Origin of the sequence: Paenibacillus sp. FSL R5-0923 (assembly GCF_038009145.1) — a bacterium.
In the GTDB taxonomy this organism is placed as follows: Bacteria; Bacillota; Bacilli; order Paenibacillales; family Paenibacillaceae; genus Paenibacillus_AQ.
The window spans coordinates 4,540,430-4,561,458 of record NZ_JBBPAT010000001.1 but is presented as its reverse complement, the minus strand read 5'-3'; the positions used below and the strand labels follow the sequence as shown (position 1 = coordinate 4,561,458).

The window sequence follows — 21,029 nt, the reverse complement described above, 5'->3', positions numbered from 1 at the left end:
AGGATGATCATTCATGAAAATTTTTCTTGTCGAGGACGATAGAACGATAGCATCAGGACTTGAATATTCATTACAGCAGGATCATTTTGAAACCCTTCTATGTTATGACGCCACCTCAGCCAAAGCGGTGTTATCTGAGAAGTTATCAGAGCTCACCTTATGCATCTTTGATCTCTCACTGCCGGATGGCAGCGGTTATGAATTGTGCAAGATCGTGAAAGCGCAAAGTGATATACCGGTAATTTTTTTAACGGCGATTGATGATGAGGTCAACGTGGTGATGGGACTCGATATGGGGGCAGATGATTACATAACTAAGCCTTTTCGGATTCGGGAGCTGCTATCGCGGATTAAATCCGTCTTAAGGAGATATAACAAGCAGGCTCAGACCCAATCCAATATCGAATTAGAGAATATACGGATTAACACACTTGAAGGAAAGGTTTATAAGAACGGCGATGAAGTGCTATTGACCGCATTAGAATATCGATTATTACTGATCTTTGCTAACCATGTTGGTCAGGTTCTCTCAAGAAATCAATTGTTAGAACGGATTTGGGATGTGGCAGGTGAATTCGTGAACGACAATACATTATCGGTTTACATAAAAAGACTTAGGGAAAAGTTAGAAGATAACCCCCAAGAACCAACACTGATCAAAACAGTTCGAGGGTTGGGTTACAAGGTAGGTGATTAGGATGCTTCGTAATAGAGAATTTAGATGGTTATTATTTACGATGTGCTTGATCAGTCTTGTGGCTACAGCGGTGGCGACATTTATATCGTTAGAGGCGGTAGGGCTCATAGCTGGGACTTCAGCTTTGCTTATAGCTTGCAGTGTATTGTTTACCCGCTGGAGATATGGTGAAATTGAAAAACTCTCAGGGTATCTACGCCAAATCAGTAGTGGGAATTATTCGCTTGATGTTCGTGATAATCAGGAAGGTGAGCTTAGTATCCTGAAGAATGACATTTATAAAGTGACGCTGATGTTATCCGAGCAGAGTGCGCAATTACAAGAAGATAAAATGAAGCTCACCAATGCGATTTCGGATATCTCTCATCAGCTCAAAACCCCGCTTACTTCCATGACTGTGATGGCAGATTTATTAAGTGATCCTGAGCTGCACACTGAAAAGAGAATGGAGTTTACCCGGAAAATTACGATCCAACTCGAACGAATTGGCTGGCTAGTCTCCTCTTTATTAAAGTTCTCCAAGATCGATGCAGGAACCATTCATTTTAAAAAAGATCTTGTTCTGGTGAACAAGCTAGTTCAAAAATCTTTGGAGCCCATGTTAATTCCAATGGATATTAAAGAACAACGGATCTTGATTGATGGAGATGATAGCACCACATTTACGGGCGATCTCAATTGGACAACTGAGGCGATCATTAATATTCTGAAAAACTGTGTAGAGCACACACCTGCTGGGGGAGAAATTTCGATTTCTTTTGCAGAAAATGCACTGTTTACGGAAATTTTCATTACAGATAACGGCAAAGGAATCCCAAAGGCAGAGCTCCCCTATATCTTCAAACGATTCTATAAAGGTAAGAATGCAAGCGAAGATAGTGTAGGGATTGGACTTGCCTTGGCACAAAGCATTATCACAGGACAAAACGGAACGATCGATGTGAAGAGTGAGGTGGGGAAGGGTTCACAATTTCAGATTAAATTTTATAAGCAAGTCATTTAGCACTTGTAGCTTAGTGACTAGAATGTCACTTTAGAGTCACTGGATAGTCATTGTAGACAGATATACTGATCTCATCAACAAATGGAGGTCTAACAATGGACATTTTAAAGATTGAACATCTGTCTAAAACATATGGAAAAGGCGAAACAGCGGTAAAGGCACTGGATGATGTATCTTTTTCGATTAAAAAAGGTGAATTCGTAGCGATTATCGGGCCATCTGGCTCCGGGAAATCGACCATTCTGCACTTATTAGGCGGAGTGGATAGACCGACAAGCGGCAAAGTATTCGTAGATAACACGGATATTTATGAATTGAATGAAACACAGCTGGCGATCTTTAGACGCAGACAAATTGGGCTGATTTATCAATTCTATAATCTTATACCGGTCTTAACGGTCGAAGAGAACATCACACTTCCTTTACTCCTTGATCAGCACAAGGTAGATAAGAAACAATTTGCGGATACTGTAAAGGCGTTAAATTTGGAAAATCGCTTAAACCATCTCCCGAATCAGCTCTCAGGCGGGCAACAACAGCGGGTCTCTATTGGTAGAGCGTTAATTAGTAATCCTGCAATCATGCTGGCAGATGAGCCAACCGGTAATCTGGATAGTAAGAACAGTGGTGAAATTATAGATTTATTAAAAATGTTTAATAAAACCTATAATCAAACACTGATTGTCATTACTCATGATGAACGGATTGCATTACAAGCGGATAGAGTGATTACCATTGAAGATGGAAGGATCGCCAAAGATGAGGTGATTCGTCCGTGAATATCGTAAATAAATTAACGCTTAGACATTTGAAGCAAAATAAACGAAGAACATTGGTTACTATCATTGGAGTCATCATTTCTGTGGCTATGGTGACGGCTGTGGCAACGCTTGGTTTTTCATTTATGGAATTAATGAGGCAGCAGAGTATCTCAACAAATGGAGAATGGCATGTCCAATATAGAAATGTTACTAAAGCTCAGCTTAAAGCGATAGAAGCGGATGATGCAACGAAAACACTTGTCATCTCAAATGATCGTGGCTATGCCCCTTTAGAGGGGGGACAGAATGAGAACAAGCCCTATTGGTATATTAAGGAATATAATTTAGCTGGTTTTAAACAATTTCCGATTGAACTTCTGGATGGAAGACTCCCGAAGACTAACTATGAAGTAGTCATTTCTGAGGAAATTGCAAAAAACGCTAAAGTAACATACAAGATTGGTGAAACTTTAACTCTCGATGTCGGAGAGCGAGTCACTAGGGATGATAAAAATAGTGGGCAGCCCTTATCTCAGAACGAACGATTACGGACTGAAGAGGATACCCTGAATGAAGAGATCATTCATAAAAAACCAATGAACTACACGATTGTGGGAGTGATAAAGCGCCCTACTTGGGAACCAACATGGTCCCCGGGTTATACTGCTCTAAGTTATGTGGATGAAAGCTTGATTGGAGCAGCTGAAAAAACCACAGCGACGGTTGTATTAAATAAGGTGGATAGCTCCATATACAAGCATGCAGAGGAATTGGCACAAGAAAACAATATCGAGTCGATCTCTTATAATAATAGTCTGCTCCGCTATTATGGTGTGACGAATAACGATGGCTTACGTAACACACTTCTTTCATTGTCAGTCATCGTTATGACTGTGATTATCATTGGTTCCGTTTCTTTAATCTATAATGCTTTCGCAATTTCTGTCTCGGAACGTGCACGCCATTTAGGAATGCTCTCCAGCGTAGGTGCTACAAAGAGGCAGAAGCAGAATTCAGTGTTTTTTGAAGGGATGATCATCGGTTTAATTAGTATACCTATTGGGATCCTTTGCGGAATTACAGGAATCGGGATCACTTTTATGTTCATCAATTCGATGATTCAAGATGTATTAGGGATAACAGAAAAATTAACGTTGGTTGTTACACCTCTATCTCTTCTAACCGCTTGTGTAGTTTCAATTATGACGATTTTTATATCCACCTATCTTCCAGCCCGAAAAGCTTCAAAGATCTCGGCAATTGATGCGATCAGACAATCAACCGATGTTAAGCTCTCTGGTAAAGCGGTGAAAACATCCAAGTTCGTTCGCAAGTTGTTTGGAATTGAAGCAGAGATTGGTTTGAAGAATTTAAAGCGAAATAAACGCAGGTACCAAGCAACTGTATTCTCACTTGTCATTAGTATCGTTTTATTTTTATCCGTAACTTCGTTCACTTCTAATATGAGAAAGTCGGTAGAACTCTCACAGGATGGTTTGAACTATGATATCCAAGTCTATATGGGGACTGAGGACGCTCAAAAAGTAGATCGGCTGACGAAATCGATAACTGCCTTACCTAATATAACGGAATATAATGTGGTCAGGGAACTAAGCTTGAGTTCATGGATTGATGAAAAAGATATGGCAAAAGAATTGCAAGAGATCGTGGAGAAGGATAGCAGTATTTTAAAGAATGGGAAATATCCTTACTACATTCAGATCCATGCCCTAAATGAACAGGGTTTGAGAACCTATGCAGAATCCGTCGGTGTAAGTTATGAACAATTAACGGATCTCAATCAGATGTCAGCTATTGTGAATGATACCGTCACCTTTGAGGATGAGAACGCCAAAAAGATTATTGAGACCAAAGCTCTTCATTCGGAAATCGGTCAGAAGCTTGATTTAATTTATACGGATTGGGATACAGAAAAAGAGACGAAATTATCACCAGTAGAAATCGTCGCATTAACTGATAAACGCCCTATGGGTGTTCATTCAGCACAAGTTGGTGGATTAAACATCATTGTCTCTGACCAAGTCTTCGATCAATTAACAAATGATACGATGAGTAACGATATACAAAGCCGACTAAACCTGAACAGCTCTGATCCATTAGCGACACAACAAGCCATTGAAGAGATGAAAGAACGGAATGTCTATGTTCAAAATGTGTTTCAAAATAGACAAAATAGTGAGCAGATGATCATGTTAATGTCTATTTTTACCTATGGTTTTATTGCTTTGATTACATTAATATCGATTGCGAATATTTTCAATACGATATCAACTAGCATATCACTTCGTAAAAGAGAGTTTGCGATGTTGAAGTCTGTAGGGATGACGCCAAACGGTTTTAATAAAATGATTAATTATGAAAGTATCTTCTATGGGATAAAATCACTACTTTACGGGCTTCCGATTAGCATAGTCGTGATGTACTTGATCTTTAGATCCATGATGAGTAGTTTCTCCTATGGATTCGCACTTCCGTGGATGAGTATCTTGTATGTCATAGTCGCTGTATTTATCATCGTTAGCTCAGCTATGCTGTACTCCAGTTCAAAAGTGAAGAAGGAAAATATTATTGATGCTTTAAAACAGGAGAATATATAAGGATTAGCCGCGATAATCGCGGCTTTTTTGACTTTTCTGAAGGTTTATATTTTTTGGGGGTGTTTTGTGTCATATATGACACGAACGGTATGTTATTACATATAAATCCCTATGATATAATGTATTCAATTGAATTTAACAGATTATAACTTTAGAGGCAGGTGTCAACGCTTGAGAACGGTCGTCGTGATTGGCGGGGGAATTACTGGATTGTCTACCGCTTACTATCTACAGAAATCTATACAGCATAATAAGTTGGATGTAAAAATCATTTTGGTTGAAGCCAGCGATAGACTGGGCGGCAAAATCAGAACACTTCAGCATGATGACTTCATCATGGAGTCTGGTGCTGATTCAATTGTCACTCGCAAGACAAATGTAGCACCATTGATTGAAGAATTAGGCATTCAGGATGAGGTTGTATATAACGCGACAGGAATATCATACATCTACACAGAAGGTAAGCTGAAGCAAATTCCTAAAGATGCAGTCTTTGGCATCCCTCTCAGTATTGAATCGCTTGCTACTACAGATTTGATCTCTGCTGAAGGTAAAGTTGAAGCACTTAAAGATTTCTATACTCCGAATGATCGTTTTACGAAAAACGATTCTGTAGGTGACTTTCTGGAAGCTTTCTTTGGAAAAGAACTTGTCGAGAAGCAAATATCACCTGTCCTATCAGGTGTATATTCCGGGAAATTGAGCGAACTTACCATTGCCTCGACCCTTCCTTATTTGATTGATTATAAAAATGAATATGGAAGTATTATTCAGGGATTGTCCGCGAATAAGGCTAAATTCCAGGGGAACGGCGATAAGAAGTTTATGTCTTTTAAGGGTGGCGTATCTGCTCTGATTGATGCCATGGAAGAACAGCTGTCCGATGTTGAGATCATCAAAGGGATTCGGGCAGAGCGCATTGCAAAGGATGGAGAACGGTACCGGGTAACACTGGCAGATGGACGAATCTTGGAGAGCGATTTTGCCGTACTAGGAACGATGCATTCTACTGCACAAGCATTACTTCAAGACGAAGCGCTGAATGAAGATTTCAAACAGTTGTTTAACAGCTCTATGATTAGTGTGTATATAGGATTTGATATCCCTGACAGTCAACTGCCAGCGAACGGTACAGGGTTTATAACAGCCAACAGTGACGATGTTCTTTGTAATGCTTGTACGTGGACAAGTCGCAAGTGGGAGCACACGTCTGGTCAACAACGTCTGCTTGTCAGACTCTTTTATAAAAGCTCAGGACCGCATTATGAGTCCTTGATTAAGCTTTCAGAAGAGGAATTATTAAAGGTGGCGTTGAATGATATACAGACCAGTCTTGGAATTACTGGACATCCAGTTACCCACGATGTGACCAAATGGCATGATGTTATGCCAAATTACCACAAACGCCATCACGAGATTGTAGTATCCTTAGAGAAGAAGATTGCAGATCATTATCCGAATGTAATCCTTGCTGGATGTTCTTATTATGGTGTGGGTATTCCTGATTGTATTGCAAATGGAGAGAAGACAGCGGAACGCATTTTGGAACAAGTAATTACACATTAAATAAAGGAGGGCGGACAATAGTGAGAAAATTAGCGATAAGCTCTATGCAAAGTCTAGACTATAAACAACGGCGGTTGTTTGTATAGAGCGAATAAAAATTGATTTACCGCCAGTGCACTGTGCAGGGTTGTTTTTAGAATAGACTTTGCTACCTTCAAACTCAAAAAAAGTTTAAGGAGCAGAGCGACTATGAAATATGTAAATGCAGATACGATTTTTCCAAAAGAATTATTAGAGGAAATTCAGAAATATATTAACGGTGGTTTGGTGTATATCCCTAAGCCTGAAGAAGCACATGTAAAATGGGGCGAGAAGTCAGGGAGCAGAAAATACTTAAGATCTAGAAATATTGAGATTTGTTTAAGGTTTGCCGTTGGAGCAACGGTTGACCAGCTTTCGGATGAATATTGCCTATCAAGGGACAGTATTAAGAAGATTGTTTACACAAAAAAATAGCTATAATCCCAAAAAGCCACGTTAGAGGAAGCTCTGACGTGGCTTTTTGTATTATAATTGACAGTATGTTCATTAACTACGAGGTGGAAGATACATGGCAGACAAAACATACTTAGATTTACGGATAAGAAAGACAAGAAAAGCAATCCGGAATGCTTTTATAGATTTATTAGCAGAGAAAGAACTGAATAAGATCTCGATCAACGCTATTACGCTAAAGGCTGAAATCAATCGAGCCACATTTTATTTACATTACAAAGATATTAATGATTTGATTGATAGTATCTTGGATGATTTATTAGCAGATTTAAAGAAAATACTCATAGATAAATTTGAAGAATCCTATAAACCAGGGGATGAACTTACCTCGCTGATTTTATTGCTTGAGCATATTGCAGAGAATTCTCATATGTATAAGGTGTTGCTTGTAACCAAAAACATTCCTTATTTCACACCGAAATTGATGGATCTGTTATATGAATTGATATTAACAACTACAGAACAACAATCAATTCAAAAAACAGAGGATTTCTTAACCGTTGATACTCCATCTGATATTGCAGCTTGGTATGGAACATCGGCTATCATTGGTACAATTTCCATGTGGCTAGGCAATGATATGCCTTATACACCTAAATATTTAGCAGAACGAATCATACAGTTAAATCCATTTATACCTGCAAATAATAAAAAGATATAGTGAATTGTTTCACTATTTAAATTTTAATTAACACATATTTATCAACTGTTGCTTTATTAACGCTTTCAGTATTATTGTAGATTGCTTAGCTCCTTAATAACTACTACCATGAAAGTAATAGATAGTAATAAGGAGTGTTAATGAATGATGAAAGTCGGCATTTATCACGGTCAAAATTGTGTGGGGATAGAAGAGCGTCCGATGCCTCAAGTAGGAGCAAAAGATGCGTTGGTTCGGATTTTAGCTGGTGGAATTTGTGGTACAGATATCAATATAGTAAAAGCAGGCTCAGAAATGGGTATCCGTTTCGGCTCAGAGTTTGGACATGAAATGTTTGGTGAAATCGTCGAATTAGGTTCTGATGCGGAAACCGATTTGACAGTTGGCATGCGTGTAGGTGTGAATCCAATTACTGCAAAACGTGCAGGTCGTCGTTATTCGTTGGAGGTAGGAGCCTTTTCACAATATGTCTTAATTGAAGATGCAGCACTTAATTATAACCTTTATGAATTTGATGATTCCGTTTCGGCAACAGAGGCCGTATTAATGGAACCCATGAGCGTAGGCTTCCATGGCGCTTTTAGCATACTGCCCAAACATGGAGACAAAATCGTAGTTCTTGGTGCTGGTCCTATTGGCTTATCTGCAGCTGCAGGATTAATTGGTGAAGGCATTAAAGATGTTTGCGTAGTGGATATTGACAACTGGCGTTTGGATAAAGCAAAAGAATTAGGCGCATTAACAGTTAATACGTCGACTGAAACATTAGCAGAGGGTTTAATCAAACACTTCGGCGAAGTGAACGTATACGGTGTGAGTGTACCCAATGTAGATGCTTTTGTGGACGCAGCGGGCGCTCCAATCTTATTTGAACAAGTGATGCAGATTGTAAAGCCACAAGCAAGAATAGCAATCATTGCCGTTTATAAAAATGAAGTACCTATAAACCTTGCTCAAGTGATGAGTAAAGAAGTTAACATAGTTGGAGCTAGTGGATACACACATGAAGATATTGTAAAGGTAATTGAACATATAAACGACAAGAAAACGAATATCTCTACAATGGTGACACAGACTTATAAATTAGAGGATATTCAAGCCGCCTTCGATAAAGCAATTGCAGCAAAAGAAACGATCAAGGTTATTGTAGATCTAACTTAATCATCAGTTAATTATATTGGAGTTCATTTGAGTGTAAAACTCAGGTGAACTCTTTTTATTTTAGAAGAATAATGACGTTATATAAAATTTAATTCTAATTGAACATGGCATATTACTAGTGTGTGGTCGTAATTATACTGAGTATGGAAGTGAAATTAGAGAAAAAACGTGGAGGTATGATGGAAATTAATCTTGTTCCAGTAACGTTTGAAGATAAAGAGGTAAGGGGATCATCGATGGAATCCATATTTGATTGAGGTTTCAGGAAACGTAGCTGGATTTGTGGTTGTTCTTTTTGAAAACTTAGATACAGACCCAGATCCAACTCATGTGATCTATGACTTTATGATTTTACAGAAATATAGAAGAAATGGAATAGGTACTGCTGCCGCAATAAAAACACTTGATCTATTTAAAGAAGCTAAATGGAAACTAGCTCAAATGGAAAATAATAAACCTGCCATAGCTTTCTGGCGAAAAGTGCTTAAGGATTATACAAAAGACAACTATACAGAACGTTATCTGAGTGATCTCCAAAAATATATTCAAGCATTCGATAGAAGGGGGAGAACAAAATGAATACCACCGTAACATTAACTGACAGCACAACGAAGTTTAAGATTAACAATCTCTACCCACTATACTTACACGATCTATCAGAGATATGGGGGAACCTTCCTAATCAATACGGGGTATACGAAGATAATGAAACACAGACGCTGAATGAACAGAATAAAGTCTTCGACATATGGTGGGAGAAGCCGGGGATTTTATATCCTTATATAATAAAAGAGGATGGAATTCCTGCTGGTTTTGCATTAGTAGCGACACCACCTCATACACCACCAGGTTGTGAATTTTATTTAAACGAATTCTTTATCCTGCGGCCCTTCCGAGGTACGGGAATCGCTGAACGTGCGGCTAAGGAGGTATTTAATCTTCATATTGGAAAATGGGAGCTACAAACCAATCCCACAGCTACTAATAGGAGAGCCCAGCATTTTTGGAGAAAGACACTAAAAGAATATACTGGTAACAGCTTTCAAGAAGAATGTAAGAAGTCTTTTGATGATGAATTAAAGATGATTTTTAATTTTTGTAATGGATAAAGCTAATCAAAACAAATGCTTTGATGGAGAAAAGTAGTTCAATACCTCTTTACAGGGAGGAAACGCCGGAGATTGAGAGCGTTTCTAGAGAAAAGGGTTGATCGAAGTTCACTCCGGAGCAGTCCCTTGAAACCATTGTTGGCAAGTAGAGGTGTACCGGTTTTAACCGTTAAATATTTAAGTGAGAACATTTCTGTTTGTTGTACAGAATAGTTCTAATTTAGGGTGGTACCGCGGCTCCTCGTCCCTTTTCGGACTAGGGGGCTTTTTGTTTTCATTTTAGAAGAAATATTTTTTATTGCAAAAAATAGCCGGTCAACCGTAATGGTTGACCGGCTATTACATTTATTTGAAGCGTTAACTCGCAAATATATGCTTACCAATTTTTAAGTTCTGAGGACGAGTCCAGATCCATGCACTAGTAGCTGTATCTGGATTGAAATAATAGATCGAATTGTTTGTTGGGTCCCAACCTCGGACAGCATCAAGAGCAGCTAAATAGGCAGTCCGGTTTGGAGTAAGCCAATACTGGCCGTCAGATACGGCTGTAAATGCGCCTTTTTGAAATACAACGTTTTTTATATTGTTTGGAAATTGACTAGATTGTATGCGATTCATAACTACAGCACCAACTGCGACTTGTCCTTTATAAGGCTCACCGCGCGATTCACTGTAGATTACTTTCGCCAAAATATCCATTTCCTCAATATTAAGCGTGTATTTTTTTAGAGCATTCCAAGTTTTTGTACCAGTAACTCCATCGGCACTTAATCCGTAGGCCTTTTGAAATTTAGCAACGGCAGCTTTCGTTTGTGCTCCATATACACCATCTAAAGGCTGAGTATAGAAATTCAGAGTTTTTAATCGATACTGAAGATCCCACACATCTCCAGAAGAACTCCCTACGGTTAATACCGGAGCAGCACTAGCAGAACCAATCATAGTAGCCATACTTACCAGACCCAAAAGAAGCAACAAAGTGAATATTTTAGTCTTCATTGTAGTAGCCTCCTTTCAGAAAACATTATAAATAACCTTCAATAACTGAGACAACACTCATTTATTGGTAATCTAATAATCCATTTTACATTTTCGAAAAAACTTCATTAGGTTTGTGATCCTATGAAATGGGTAAATGAATAATCAGAGGCACATCAACTTCGGAGGTTTTATATATGAAAAAGCAATTGTATCTATTCATAATCGTAGCCGCACTCACTCTAAGCGCATGTGGTAATGATAATAGTTATGGCAATAAGATAATGGAAAATTCCTCACACTCTAGTTCAAGTGACGTACCCGAAAATTTGAAGGTGTCAGAGAATCCTACTTTTAAAATAGGAAGTAAAGCGATTATCCAAGCGGATCATATGGAAGGTATGAAGGGGGCTACTGCAACAATAGTTGGAGCTTTTGACACCACAGCGTATATCGTTTCTTATAGACCTACAACAGGCGGATTTCCAGTTACAAATCACAAGTGGATTATTCATGAAGAAATCAAAAAAGCAGCTGACAAACCCTATGAATCAGGCTCAGAAGTCGTAATGGAAGCTGACCATATGAAAGATATGAAAGGTGCAACGGCTCAAATTAACTCAGCTGAACATACTACGGTATATATGATTGATTACACACCTACTACGGGTGGAGATAAAGTGAAAAATCATAAATGGGTAACGGAAGATGAGCTTTCAGCAATAAAGTAACCAATAGAAATTAAGCTCTTAAGTAATGAACAATGATCAAGGTAGGAACAGTCATGGACTTTGTTAAAGTTCTAGGCTGCTCCTACCTTTTTGATTGCTTCTTTTATTGGTAGTGAAGTGTTAAAATATCTTTATAAAGCACTGCTATACAAAATATACCATTTTAATTGATATTTTCTTAGAAGGTAGGAGCGTGATTGAAATGCCTAACTGGCAGGTGAAATTCGATGAAGAAATGCTTAAACAAGCTGCACAACAGATTCAAGTCGATTGGACAACGATTAAGTATATTGGTGGTTTTGAAAATGTTGTCTATAGCTTTCCAAAAGATGATCATGAATATATTTTACGTGTAACTCATCATTCTCATCAGGAGCAGGAGATGGTCATCTCTGAACTTGACTTTATGGACCATCTTGCAAAACATGGCGTGCAACTGGCTCGCCCCATTCCCTTTCAGGATGGCAGCTTGGTACAAACGCTATTCAAAGATGAGGAAAGATTTATGATCTGTGTAATGGAGAAAGCACCAGGTGGTCATGTTAATGCTTCCGATCCCAATTGGGGAACGGAGCTTTTTGAGCAATGGGGTGAGGTAACAGGAAGAATGCATGCTTTAACTCTGCAATACAATCCGGAGACTGTTTTGGCAAGACCACATCAGGGTAAGCTAGATTTTGACTTTGCTAACTTTGGTACTGTTGAACAACAGCTTTTTGAAAAGTTGCTTCAAATAAATGATCGGATTAACCAGTTGCCGCGGAATCGAGAAGGCTATGGACTATGTCACCGTGATTTGCATCCGGGTAATTTCTTCGTGTATGAGGGGCAGATCACCGTGTTTGATTTTGATGATTGCGGATACGACTATATGGTGCATGATATTGCCATTGCCGTTTATTATTCGACCATCTTTGGGGATTGGCGAAAACCGGAGGTAGAGCAGAGTAGAACTTCTAGTCTTGCGGCAGCCATGCTGACGTCTTTTATGAAGGGATATAATCGAAAGTACTCACTCGACAATAAGTGGCTAAAAGAGCTCCCACTCTTTATCGAGAAACGTCGACTGGAATTAGTGCTTTTGTTATTTCAAGAGTTTTCGGAGTCACAACGTGAGCAGGATAGAGAGTGGCTTGCCCGTAATATTCAGGATGCCCTAAATGACAAAGCTTGTTTAGAGCTTTAATAAATCCTTTTGAGTAGTTTTTAATATATTTAGAATAGATAATGAGGATATATCATATAAAAAAGGAGCATTTATTTGAACCTAGCAACTCCTGTAACACCTATTCAACTTATGCAAGTACTTCTAAACGTTTCTGTGATCCGCCCTGTTTTTATTTGGGGGGCGCCTGGTATTGGAAAGTCTTCTCTTGTAGAAGCTTTTGCTGATCAGGTGGGTCTTCCATGTGTTTCTCTTCTGGGTTCTCAACTAGCACCGGAAGACATCATTGGGGTACCTCAAATCGTTAACGGCAAGAGCCAATTTTGTCCTCCGAAAATGATTGCTCGGGACGAACCGTATTGCTTGTTCTTAGACGAGCTTAATGCCTGTTCTCAAGAGGTGCAAAAAGCTTTTTATAGTCTTATCCACGAACGCCGCATCGGCGATTATCACCTACCTGAGGGCTCTATAGTAATAGGAGCTGGTAACCGTGCACAAGATAGTGCAATTGTTAAACCTATGTCCTCCGCGCTTATCAATCGGATGTTCCATATACAGCTAAATGTATCTTTTCAGAATTGGATCTCTTGGGCATATGAGAATAGCATTCATCCTATGGTTATTGAATATCTGGAATTGCGTCCCGATCATCTGTGGAGTGCACCTCCAAAGACTGAAGAGCCTTTCTCCACGCCACGCTCTTGGCATATGCTTAGTGATGCACTACATGAGTTTGGGGATGATATAAATGTGGATGCCGTGGGGATTTTAGCGAATGGTTCACTGACACCTTCTCACGCCACACAATTCAGGGCTTTTTATAAAAATCTAACTGGAAAATATGAACTTAATCAAATTATAGATGGTAAATCCTCATTTCCAACGGCTCCAGAAGATCGGGATCTCCTGTATTTCCTGGCGCAATCCTTGCGTGCCCAGATTATCAAAGAACTCCCTCCGATTAAAGATAACGTACGAGATGGACATCGCCAATTTGCACACACTGTTAAAAAGCTGATTAAAGACCTGTCCGTCATTAGCTTTGAAATTGCACAGCTAGTAGTTGCTAAGCAGGAGCAAAGTGATAATATTCCAGATTGGTTAATGGTTGAAATTGTACGTGATTTACCACGTCTTGCAATAAAAGAGCGGGGGTAAATATGGCTAAAAAAACAACTCCAGATAATCCCGCTTTGAAAAATTTTAATGAAGCATGTTCATTAATCGCGGATCATCCTATTTTTGCACCGTTATCTGTTCGAGCTTCGATTATTCATAATGAAAATAGTCCCTATCCTGAAGACGGTTGGGCAATTGTCACTAATAACGGTTATATTTACACTCATCCTAAAAGGCGTGGCGAGGTTGCTGAATGGATGTACGTTTTGGCACATTGTTTTCTTCATTTAGGTCTTGGACATTTAAAGATTAAAGAGAATCAAGTGGCGTGGAACGTTGCATGTGATGTGTACATAGCAAAGTTTTTAAATGACTTGAAGCTTGGGAAAGTACCCGCAGATATGGAGTCGCGAATTGATCTTACAATTAAAGATGAACAACAGCTTTACGAGCAATTTATGATAAAAGGAATTCCGGACACCTCCAGATATTTTGGGACTGCGGGTGTTTCAAAACTGGATATGAATGTTAGAGAAACCACCAAAAGATACTGGGGAAAAGCACCGGATTGGGAAGCCTATTTTGCTTATGGGTTATCTAATGCTGTGACGAATGCAGTAAGTGTTGCTGGAGGCCATGCTAATACTATTAGTGACCCTGCACTTTCATTAACCGCTCCACAACGTGCAAAACGATGGTTTATGGACAGATATCCTTTATTAGGTGCGCTTGCCGCCGGCTTTGAGATTATAGAAGATCCAGCGATATGTCGGCGATTTGATATTTCCATAGCTGCCATTGACGTTATTGAGCGCAAAATATTTATGAACCCTGCAGCCGGACTAAACGACGAGGAGTGTATTTTCGTGATGGCGCATGAGCTTCTGCATGCGGGGCTTCAGCATCACGAGCGATGTCTTGGCCGGGATCATTATCTTTGGAATGTGGCTTGTGACTACGTAATAAATCTATGGCTAGTAGAAATGAGTGTAGGGGAGTATCCGCGAATTGGACTCTTATTAGATCCTGAGCTTAAAGGTTTATCTGCTGAAACGATTTATGATCGTATGGTCGGAGATATCCGCACTTATAAGAAACTGGCAACCTTGAGAGGGAATGGACTTGGTGACATTTTAGATAACGGTTCATCAAGTTTTTGGGATGCGAGAGAAGGACAGACGCTAGATGATTTCTGTAAAAATGCTATGCAACAAGGACTTATGTATCATGAAGAGCAAAGTCGCGGTCTTTTGCCGTCAGGCCTAGTTGAAGAGATTAGAGCGCTGGGCCAGCCACCTATTAAATGGGATGTAAAGCTTGCTCGGTGGTTTGATCATTATTTTTCACCGCTTGAGAAGACCAGATCTTATTCACGAATTAGCAGACGTCAATCTTCTACGCCTGATATCCCTCGACCACAATGGGTTCATAGCGGTGCTGCAGATGATGGCCGCACTTTTGGAGTTATTTTAGATACCTCAGGCTCAATGGATAAAAAGCTTCTGGCCAAAGCATTAGGGGCCATTTCAAGTTATGCGCAGGCTCGTGATGTTCCTTTTGCACGGATTATCTTTTGTGATGCTTGTCCTTATGATGCAGGTTACATGCCCCCCGAGGCTATCGCAGATCGAGTACAAGTGAAGGGAAGAGGGGGAACGATCTTACAACCAGCTATTGATTTGATTCAACAAGCTGAGGATTTTCCGAAAAAAGGACCGCTTCTAATTATTACAGATGGTTATTGTGACAAGCTGACCATTAAAAGAGACCATGCTTATATTTTGCCAAAGGGAAATGACTTACCTTTCTCACCCAAAGGACCTGTATTCAGAATTAACTAAGGTAGAAGATCTTAGAAATGATTAGTGGGAGTAACCGATATGACAACCCACAAACATATTCTTTCCGCAGCTACCGTTGAATTCAATGAACAGGGAAACCAAAGAAGAATCGGGTATTGATATAGAGATTAATAAGTTCTGCGGAGTTTTTCAAAATGTAGATCGATCTATTTGCACTACATTATTTCTGGGTAAAGCTATCGGTGGTGAACCTGCTACTAGTTCCGAAAGCTTGGATGTGGGTTTTTTTTCAATAGAACAAGCGATGGATATGCTCACATGGAAAAACCTCAGATTGCGGCTAGAGTATTGTTTAAATGATGATGCGCAGCCGTTTTACGTAGAATTACGGGGCACAGAAGTTGAAAAAATTATTATTACACATCTGAGTTAATGTAGGGAGCACAATGGACAAGTGTTTCGATCAACAAAGATTCATTTTTTTTATTTTATAACATTTTCAGTTGATTACAGAACTTTTCATACGTTTACAGCGTCTTACTTATGAACGATAAATCGACGGTAAGGACTGAAACATTATGAAAGACAACACGAAGCTTTTCAGAAATAATATGAGGAGCCAGTCTTCTATACAATCTGTAGGCGGCAGGCGTTATGTGCCAGGAATTGATGGTCTAAGGGCTTTATCAGTACTCGCTGTAATCGCATATCATTTGAATCTGAATTGGGCTGAGGGTGGACTTCTCGGCGTTGGAATATTTTTTGTAATCTCCGGATATCTCATTACTGACCAAATCATTAGCCAGTGGGAGCGGCACCGAAGGCTGAACCTTGTAGACTTTTGGGTTCGTAGGGCGCGGAGGCTGTTGCCTGCGATGGCCGTTATGCTTTTTGTGGTTGCCATATGGCTTTTAATTATAGAACCATCAAGATTGTTTGGGCTCAAGGGTGACTTTATGTCTTCCTTATTTTATTTCAATAACTGGTGGCTAATATTTCATAATGTTTCCTATTTTGAAAGCTTTGGCCCACCATCTCCTATCGGACATTTATGGTCGCTTTCTATTGAAGGACAGTTTTATATTCTATGGCCAATAGTTCTCATCATCGTGATGAAAATCGCTCGTCGGCGAGGTAAGCTTATTGCATGGATTATGGCTTGCGCAGCAGTCTCGGCTTTAGCCATGGCATTGATCTACGTACCGGGGACAGACCCAAGTAGAGTATATTATGGAACGGATACCCGCTTATTTGCGCTTCTCATTGGAGCAGCACTTGCAGTTGCTTGGCCAAGTCAGAAACTTAATGATAACGTCTCAGAACCGGCTCGGCGTGTGCTTGATATTGTAGGGGGATTAGGACTCATTCTATTGTTGGTACTTTTTAATAAGGTTAATGAGTTCGATGATTTACTTTACCGTGGTGGGTTTTTAGTGATTTCTTTGATTGCAGCTGTAGTTATTGCCGTTCTAGCTCATCCTGCTAGCCGTCTGGGATCGATCGTAGGCTGTAAACCTTTGCGTTGGATCGGGCTGCGATCATATAGCTTGTACATATGGCATTTTCCAGTCATTATCCTTAGTAGTCCGAATGTGAGTACTGAAGAAAGCAGCATGCTTCGGATTATCATTCAGGTAGCAGTAAGTTTTCTTCTAGCTGCATTGTCATATAAGTATGTGGAGGAGCCCATTCGTCGAGGTTCATTTAAAGAAACTTGGAAGAACATCAGTGTAAAGCGAAGGGGTGGTCTTCGTCCAGGCTTCTTAATGGCTATTATTGCTGTGATTCTTATCCCAATCGCATGCAAAGGTTATTTGTTAAACGCTGGATCGGATACGTCTGCGATCGAATTGGCAGATTTGCAGTATGAACAACAACAACTGCAACAGCAAGAACAACGACTGCAGCAGCAAGAACAACAAGATATGGGAAGAAAGAATGATCCCGCAGATCATAAAGCGATAGACGAAAATGTAACTGATAAACCATCAATACCAGCCTTGGCAACAGCTACAACTGAACCTGAAGTAAAAAAAGCTGATACTAAGGTGGGAACTACAAATACAGAAATAGCAAAGCCTGAATCAGAAGTGGAAAAATCTGTTCCTGAAGAAAAGAAACCTGTGGCTGAGAAGAGTCAAGCTGGAACGGATGTTACGGCCATTGGAGATTCTGTCATTTTGGATGCAGCACCATACCTTTCAGAGGAATTACCTGGCATTGTCATCGAGGGAAAGATCGGTCGGCAGATGGCTAAAGCTCAGGAGGTAGTGGATCAGCTTAAAGCTCAAGGCCGGCTGGGTAAAAAGGTTATAATCGAGCTTGGGACTAACGGATCCTTTAGTTCAAAGCAATTACGTAATTTACTGGATTCATTAAGTGATGCTGAGCAGATTTTTTTGGTCAATACACGGGTTCCAAGAAAATGGGAGAATAATGTGAATCACAATATTTCAAAAGTTTCCAGTGAATATAGTAATACGACCGTAGTAGACTGGTACTCTGCAAGTGAAGGAAAAGACGATTATTTCTACCAAGATGGTGTGCATCTTAAACCAGAGGGCTCCAAGTGTTACGCCTCACTTCTTGCGAAAGCCTTGGAAAGTAAGTAAGAATTAATTGAATCTCCAAACTTTTTGATATTATATTTTAATAGACCGGCAAGAGAGTTCTCTCTTTGCCGGTCTTTTTTTTCGTAAACGAATGATCATTGAAGAGCTAATTAATTCCTAGTCGTAGATAAAATGCTCCACCACAGCCACAGTCTTAGTTATGTCTGGATCAGAATTATCGATCACTTTCACATTAGAACTTGGAAGCGGCCACTTCACACTGCGGTTTCCAAATGATTTGCGAAATTCATCCCAATGCTGGAACTTCCATTCATCTAATGGTGATTGTCGATCGTGAATTCGTGTCCGATACAATTCCTCATTGGCTAGTTCGACCAAGACAACTTTAACCTCAACATCTTGCAGCGAACGTCCGATTCGAGATAACTCACTGCTGATCCAGTCAGGGTTGGCAGCTTCTTTAGTAAATGGTCCAACCACAAATGCATCTACATTCAGGCCTATATTGTCTAGCGCTGCATCCATCGTAATCCGGTAGCCCAAATCACGGCATAATCTTTTGTAATCGGCAGAGTCTCTGTCTGCCGGGTCCAATCCGTGTAAGGTCATGATGGCGTCTGCCGCTGGACGTAATAGAATATCCATATCAAAGAAGGGTACTTTACGCCGGGAAGCGATCGCTTTAGCTAATGTCGTTTTGCCTGCCCCAGCTGGCCCTAGAAAAAATACAAGTTTGTTCATCATTGTCTCTCCTTAGAACCTCAATTCAACTCCATAATGTATCTCTGCATACTATCATATAAAAGAAGATGAGTAATCGCCAGCGTAAAATCCTCATCTACCGTAGGTTTTGAGAACCTGAGATATTTCGCGTTACGGTCCATAATATGATATTTTTTTGCTTCTCCATTGAGTTTTTGTGTAATCCTGCTTATAATATAGCGAGAAAAATAAGAAAAAGGTGTCCATAAATGAGCATATTAAATGTAGAAGGATTAAGTCATGGTTTTGGAGATCGTGCGATCTTCAAGGATGTTTCATTCCGTCTTCTAAAAGGCGAGCATATCGGATTATTCGGCGCTAACGGCGAAGGTAAATCCACTTTTATGAATATTGTTACAGGAAAGCTGCAACCGGATGAAGGTAAAGTCGAATGGTCCAAACGGGTGCGTGTTGGCTACCTCGATCAGCATGCAGTGTTGACCAAAGGCATGACCATTCAAGATGTACTCAGAGGCGCTTTTCAATACCTCTTTGATCTTGAGCAAGAGATGAATGATATGTATGGCAGAATGGGTGACGTGTCGCCTGAAGAGTTGGAAAAGCTGCTTGAAGAAGTTGGTACGATCCAAGATACGCTTACAAATCAAGATTTCTACATGATCGATGCGAAGATACAAGAAACCGCGCGCGGTCTAGGAATCACAGATATTGGATTGGATCGTGACGTAGCTGATCTTAGTGGTGGTCAGCGTACCAAAATCTTGCTTGCGAAGCTGTTGCTTGAAAAACCAGATATTTTGCTCCTAGATGAGCCTACGAACTATCTGGATGAGCAGCATATTGAATGGCTGAGACGTTATCTTCAAGAGTATGATAATGCATTTATTCTGATCTCACATGATATGCCTTTCTTGAACAGCGTTATCAACCTGATCTACCATATGGAAAATCAAAAGCTGACTCGTTATGTGGGTGATTATGAGCAATTCCAGCAGGTCTACGAAATGAGAAAACAACAGCTTGAATCTGCTTATAACCGTCAAAAACAAGAAATCGCAGAGCTGAAAGACTTCGTTGCACGTAACAAAGCAAGCGTAGCTACCCGTAACATGGCAATGTCCAGACAGAAGAAGCTCGACAAGATGGAAATCATCGAGATTGCAAAAGAGAAGCCAAAACCACAGTTTAACTTTAAAGAAGGTAAAACTGCGGGCAAGATGATTTTCGAAGCAAAAGAATTGGTTATCGGATATGATACACCGTTGTCCAGACCGCTTAATTTGTTAATGGAGCGTGGACAAAAGATCGCGTTGGTCGGTGCGAACGGGATCGGTAAAACCACCTTGCTTCGCAGCATCTTAGGCGAAATCCAAGCATTGTCCGGTTCGGTAGAACGTGGATACCATCAAGAGATTGGATACTTTGAGCAAGAAATGAAAGAAGGCAATTACAAGACTTGTATCGAGGAGATCTGGGATACATTCCCATCCCTGTCACAATTCGAAGTACGTGCTGCTCTTGCCAAATGTGGACTGACCACGAAACATATCGAAAGTAAGATTGCTGTTCTAAGTGGTGGAGAAAAAGCTAAAGTGCGTCTATGTAAACTCATTAACAGTGAGACCAACATTCTCGTATTAGATGAGCCGACGAACCACTTGGATATTGATGCCAAAGATGAACTGAAACGTGCGCTGAAAGCATATAAGGGAAGCATTCTCATGATCTCTCACGAACCAGATTTTTATCAAGACATTGTCACCGATATCTGGAATTGCGAAGATTGGACAACAAAAGTATTCTAATAAGCAAATCTTTATTGAACAAGCCTATGAGGTGTTAACGAATCAGTTACGCTTTATAGGCT

The 21,029-nt window shown here is 39.9% G+C and carries 18 protein-coding genes, 1 pseudogene and 1 other annotated feature; of the genes and pseudogenes, 17 read left to right on the top strand and 2 right to left on the bottom strand.

What is annotated here, in order from left to right; all coding sequences use genetic code 11:
- The first annotated feature begins 13 nt into the window (after positions 1-13).
- The 10 genes from MKX35_RS20235 (at position 14) to MKX35_RS20190 (ending at position 10,071) form a co-directional block, all read left to right on the top strand.
- Positions 14-697, top strand: coding sequence for a response regulator transcription factor (locus MKX35_RS20235; RefSeq protein ID WP_076298989.1), 684 nt, complete (start codon positions 14-16; stop codon positions 695-697).
- A 1-nt stretch (position 698) separates the two neighbouring features.
- Positions 699-1,700 (top strand): sensor histidine kinase, encoded by a 1,002-nt coding sequence (locus MKX35_RS20230; protein ID WP_076298990.1) that lies wholly within the window; start codon positions 699-701, stop codon positions 1,698-1,700.
- Between the two features lie 95 nt (positions 1,701-1,795).
- Positions 1,796-2,479, top strand: a complete 684-nt coding sequence (locus MKX35_RS20225; RefSeq protein WP_042127549.1) for an ABC transporter ATP-binding protein — start codon at positions 1,796-1,798, stop codon at positions 2,477-2,479.
- Entirely contained in the window at positions 2,476-5,079 is a 2,604-nt protein-coding gene (locus MKX35_RS20220) for an ABC transporter permease (protein ID WP_076298991.1), read from the top strand. Before MKX35_RS20225 ends, MKX35_RS20220 begins: the two co-directional genes overlap by 4 nt.
- 171 nt (positions 5,080-5,250) lie before the next feature.
- Positions 5,251-6,645, top strand: coding sequence for a protoporphyrinogen oxidase (locus MKX35_RS20215; protein ID WP_042188016.1), 1,395 nt, complete (start codon positions 5,251-5,253; stop codon positions 6,643-6,645).
- A 189-nt stretch (positions 6,646-6,834) separates the two neighbouring features.
- The gene (locus MKX35_RS20210) at positions 6,835-7,101 is read left to right on the top strand and encodes a CD3324 family protein (RefSeq protein WP_042127555.1); all 267 of its coding nucleotides are present in this window, start codon (positions 6,835-6,837) and stop codon (positions 7,099-7,101) included.
- A 94-nt stretch (positions 7,102-7,195) separates the two neighbouring features.
- Positions 7,196-7,801 carry a TetR/AcrR family transcriptional regulator gene (locus MKX35_RS20205; RefSeq protein WP_042188018.1) on the top strand — a complete coding sequence of 202 codons (606 nt, stop codon included), beginning with the start codon at positions 7,196-7,198 and terminating at the stop codon, positions 7,799-7,801.
- 144 nt (positions 7,802-7,945) lie between these two features.
- Entirely contained in the window at positions 7,946-8,962 is a 1,017-nt protein-coding gene (locus MKX35_RS20200; RefSeq protein WP_256716263.1) for a zinc-dependent alcohol dehydrogenase, read from the top strand.
- Between the two features lie 249 nt (positions 8,963-9,211).
- Positions 9,212-9,541: a GNAT family N-acetyltransferase gene (locus tag MKX35_RS20195; protein WP_076298992.1), complete on the top strand. Its 330-nt coding sequence runs from the start codon at positions 9,212-9,214 to the stop codon at positions 9,539-9,541.
- A complete protein-coding gene (locus MKX35_RS20190) occupies positions 9,538-10,071 on the top strand; it encodes a GNAT family N-acetyltransferase (RefSeq protein WP_076298993.1) in 534 nt (177 codons plus the stop codon). Before MKX35_RS20195 ends, MKX35_RS20190 begins: the two co-directional genes overlap by 4 nt.
- 11 nt (positions 10,072-10,082) lie before the next feature.
- Positions 10,083-10,323 (top strand) — a binding site (T-box leader).
- Between the two features lie 105 nt (positions 10,324-10,428).
- Here MKX35_RS20190 and sleB read toward each other — a convergent pair.
- Entirely contained in the window at positions 10,429-11,070 is a 642-nt protein-coding gene (gene sleB / locus MKX35_RS20185) for a spore cortex-lytic enzyme (protein ID WP_076298994.1), read from the bottom strand.
- Positions 11,071-11,246: 176 nt separating this feature from the next.
- Here sleB and MKX35_RS20180 point away from each other — a divergent pair, with 176 nt between their 5' ends.
- From MKX35_RS20180 to MKX35_RS20155, 6 genes and pseudogenes are all read left to right on the top strand, one after another.
- Positions 11,247-11,780 (top strand): YdhK family protein, encoded by a 534-nt coding sequence (locus MKX35_RS20180; protein ID WP_076298995.1) that lies wholly within the window; start codon positions 11,247-11,249, stop codon positions 11,778-11,780.
- Between the two features lie 202 nt (positions 11,781-11,982).
- Positions 11,983-12,966: a phosphotransferase enzyme family protein gene (locus MKX35_RS20175; protein WP_076298996.1), complete on the top strand. Its 984-nt coding sequence runs from the start codon at positions 11,983-11,985 to the stop codon at positions 12,964-12,966.
- A 75-nt stretch (positions 12,967-13,041) separates the two neighbouring features.
- The gene (locus tag MKX35_RS20170; protein WP_076298997.1) at positions 13,042-14,103 is read left to right on the top strand and encodes an AAA family ATPase; all 1,062 of its coding nucleotides are present in this window, start codon (positions 13,042-13,044) and stop codon (positions 14,101-14,103) included.
- A 2-nt stretch (positions 14,104-14,105) separates the two neighbouring features.
- On the top strand, positions 14,106-15,905 hold the full coding sequence (locus tag MKX35_RS20165; RefSeq protein ID WP_076298998.1) for a vWA domain-containing protein: 1,800 nt from the start codon (positions 14,106-14,108) through the stop codon (positions 15,903-15,905).
- Between the two features lie 91 nt (positions 15,906-15,996).
- A pseudogene (locus MKX35_RS20160) lies at positions 15,997-16,299 on the top strand (NUDIX hydrolase); the annotation flags it as partial.
- Between the two features lie 145 nt (positions 16,300-16,444).
- On the top strand, positions 16,445-18,478 hold the full coding sequence (locus MKX35_RS20155; RefSeq protein WP_256716265.1) for an acyltransferase family protein: 2,034 nt from the start codon (positions 16,445-16,447) through the stop codon (positions 18,476-18,478).
- A 117-nt stretch (positions 18,479-18,595) separates the two neighbouring features.
- Here MKX35_RS20155 and MKX35_RS20150 read toward each other — a convergent pair whose 3' ends face one another.
- The gene (locus MKX35_RS20150; RefSeq protein ID WP_076298999.1) at positions 18,596-19,180 is read right to left on the bottom strand and encodes an AAA family ATPase; all 585 of its coding nucleotides are present in this window, start codon (positions 19,178-19,180) and stop codon (positions 18,596-18,598) included.
- A 230-nt stretch (positions 19,181-19,410) separates the two neighbouring features.
- Here MKX35_RS20150 and MKX35_RS20145 point away from each other — a divergent pair, with 230 nt between their 5' ends.
- Positions 19,411-20,967, top strand: coding sequence for an ABC-F family ATP-binding cassette domain-containing protein (locus tag MKX35_RS20145; protein ID WP_042188035.1), 1,557 nt, complete (start codon positions 19,411-19,413; stop codon positions 20,965-20,967).
- Positions 20,968-21,029: the final 62 nt, after the last annotated feature.

What these genes read in the sequence shown, in the direction of transcription:
- MKX35_RS20235 (WP_076298989.1), top strand. Translation starts at nt 14, where the DNA reads ATGAAAATTTTTCTTGTCGAGGACGATAGAACGATAGCATCAGGACTT.
- MKX35_RS20230 (WP_076298990.1), top strand. Translation starts at nt 699, where the DNA reads ATGCTTCGTAATAGAGAATTTAGATGGTTATTATTTACGATGTGCTTG.
- MKX35_RS20225 (WP_042127549.1), top strand. Translation starts at nt 1,796, where the DNA reads ATGGACATTTTAAAGATTGAACATCTGTCTAAAACATATGGAAAAGGC.
- MKX35_RS20210 (WP_042127555.1), top strand. Translation starts at nt 6,835, where the DNA reads ATGAAATATGTAAATGCAGATACGATTTTTCCAAAAGAATTATTAGAG.
- MKX35_RS20205 (WP_042188018.1), top strand. Translation starts at nt 7,196, where the DNA reads ATGGCAGACAAAACATACTTAGATTTACGGATAAGAAAGACAAGAAAA.
- MKX35_RS20200 (WP_256716263.1), top strand. Translation starts at nt 7,946, where the DNA reads ATGATGAAAGTCGGCATTTATCACGGTCAAAATTGTGTGGGGATAGAA.
- MKX35_RS20190 (WP_076298993.1), top strand. Translation starts at nt 9,538, where the DNA reads ATGAATACCACCGTAACATTAACTGACAGCACAACGAAGTTTAAGATT.
- sleB (WP_076298994.1), bottom strand. Translation starts at nt 11,070, where the DNA reads ATGAAGACTAAAATATTCACTTTGTTGCTTCTTTTGGGTCTGGTAAGT.
- MKX35_RS20180 (WP_076298995.1), top strand. Translation starts at nt 11,247, where the DNA reads ATGAAAAAGCAATTGTATCTATTCATAATCGTAGCCGCACTCACTCTA.
- MKX35_RS20175 (WP_076298996.1), top strand. Translation starts at nt 11,983, where the DNA reads ATGCCTAACTGGCAGGTGAAATTCGATGAAGAAATGCTTAAACAAGCT.
- MKX35_RS20165 (WP_076298998.1), top strand. Translation starts at nt 14,106, where the DNA reads ATGGCTAAAAAAACAACTCCAGATAATCCCGCTTTGAAAAATTTTAAT.
- MKX35_RS20155 (WP_256716265.1), top strand. Translation starts at nt 16,445, where the DNA reads ATGAAAGACAACACGAAGCTTTTCAGAAATAATATGAGGAGCCAGTCT.
- MKX35_RS20150 (WP_076298999.1), bottom strand. Translation starts at nt 19,180, where the DNA reads ATGAACAAACTTGTATTTTTTCTAGGGCCAGCTGGGGCAGGCAAAACG.
- MKX35_RS20145 (WP_042188035.1), top strand. Translation starts at nt 19,411, where the DNA reads ATGAGCATATTAAATGTAGAAGGATTAAGTCATGGTTTTGGAGATCGT.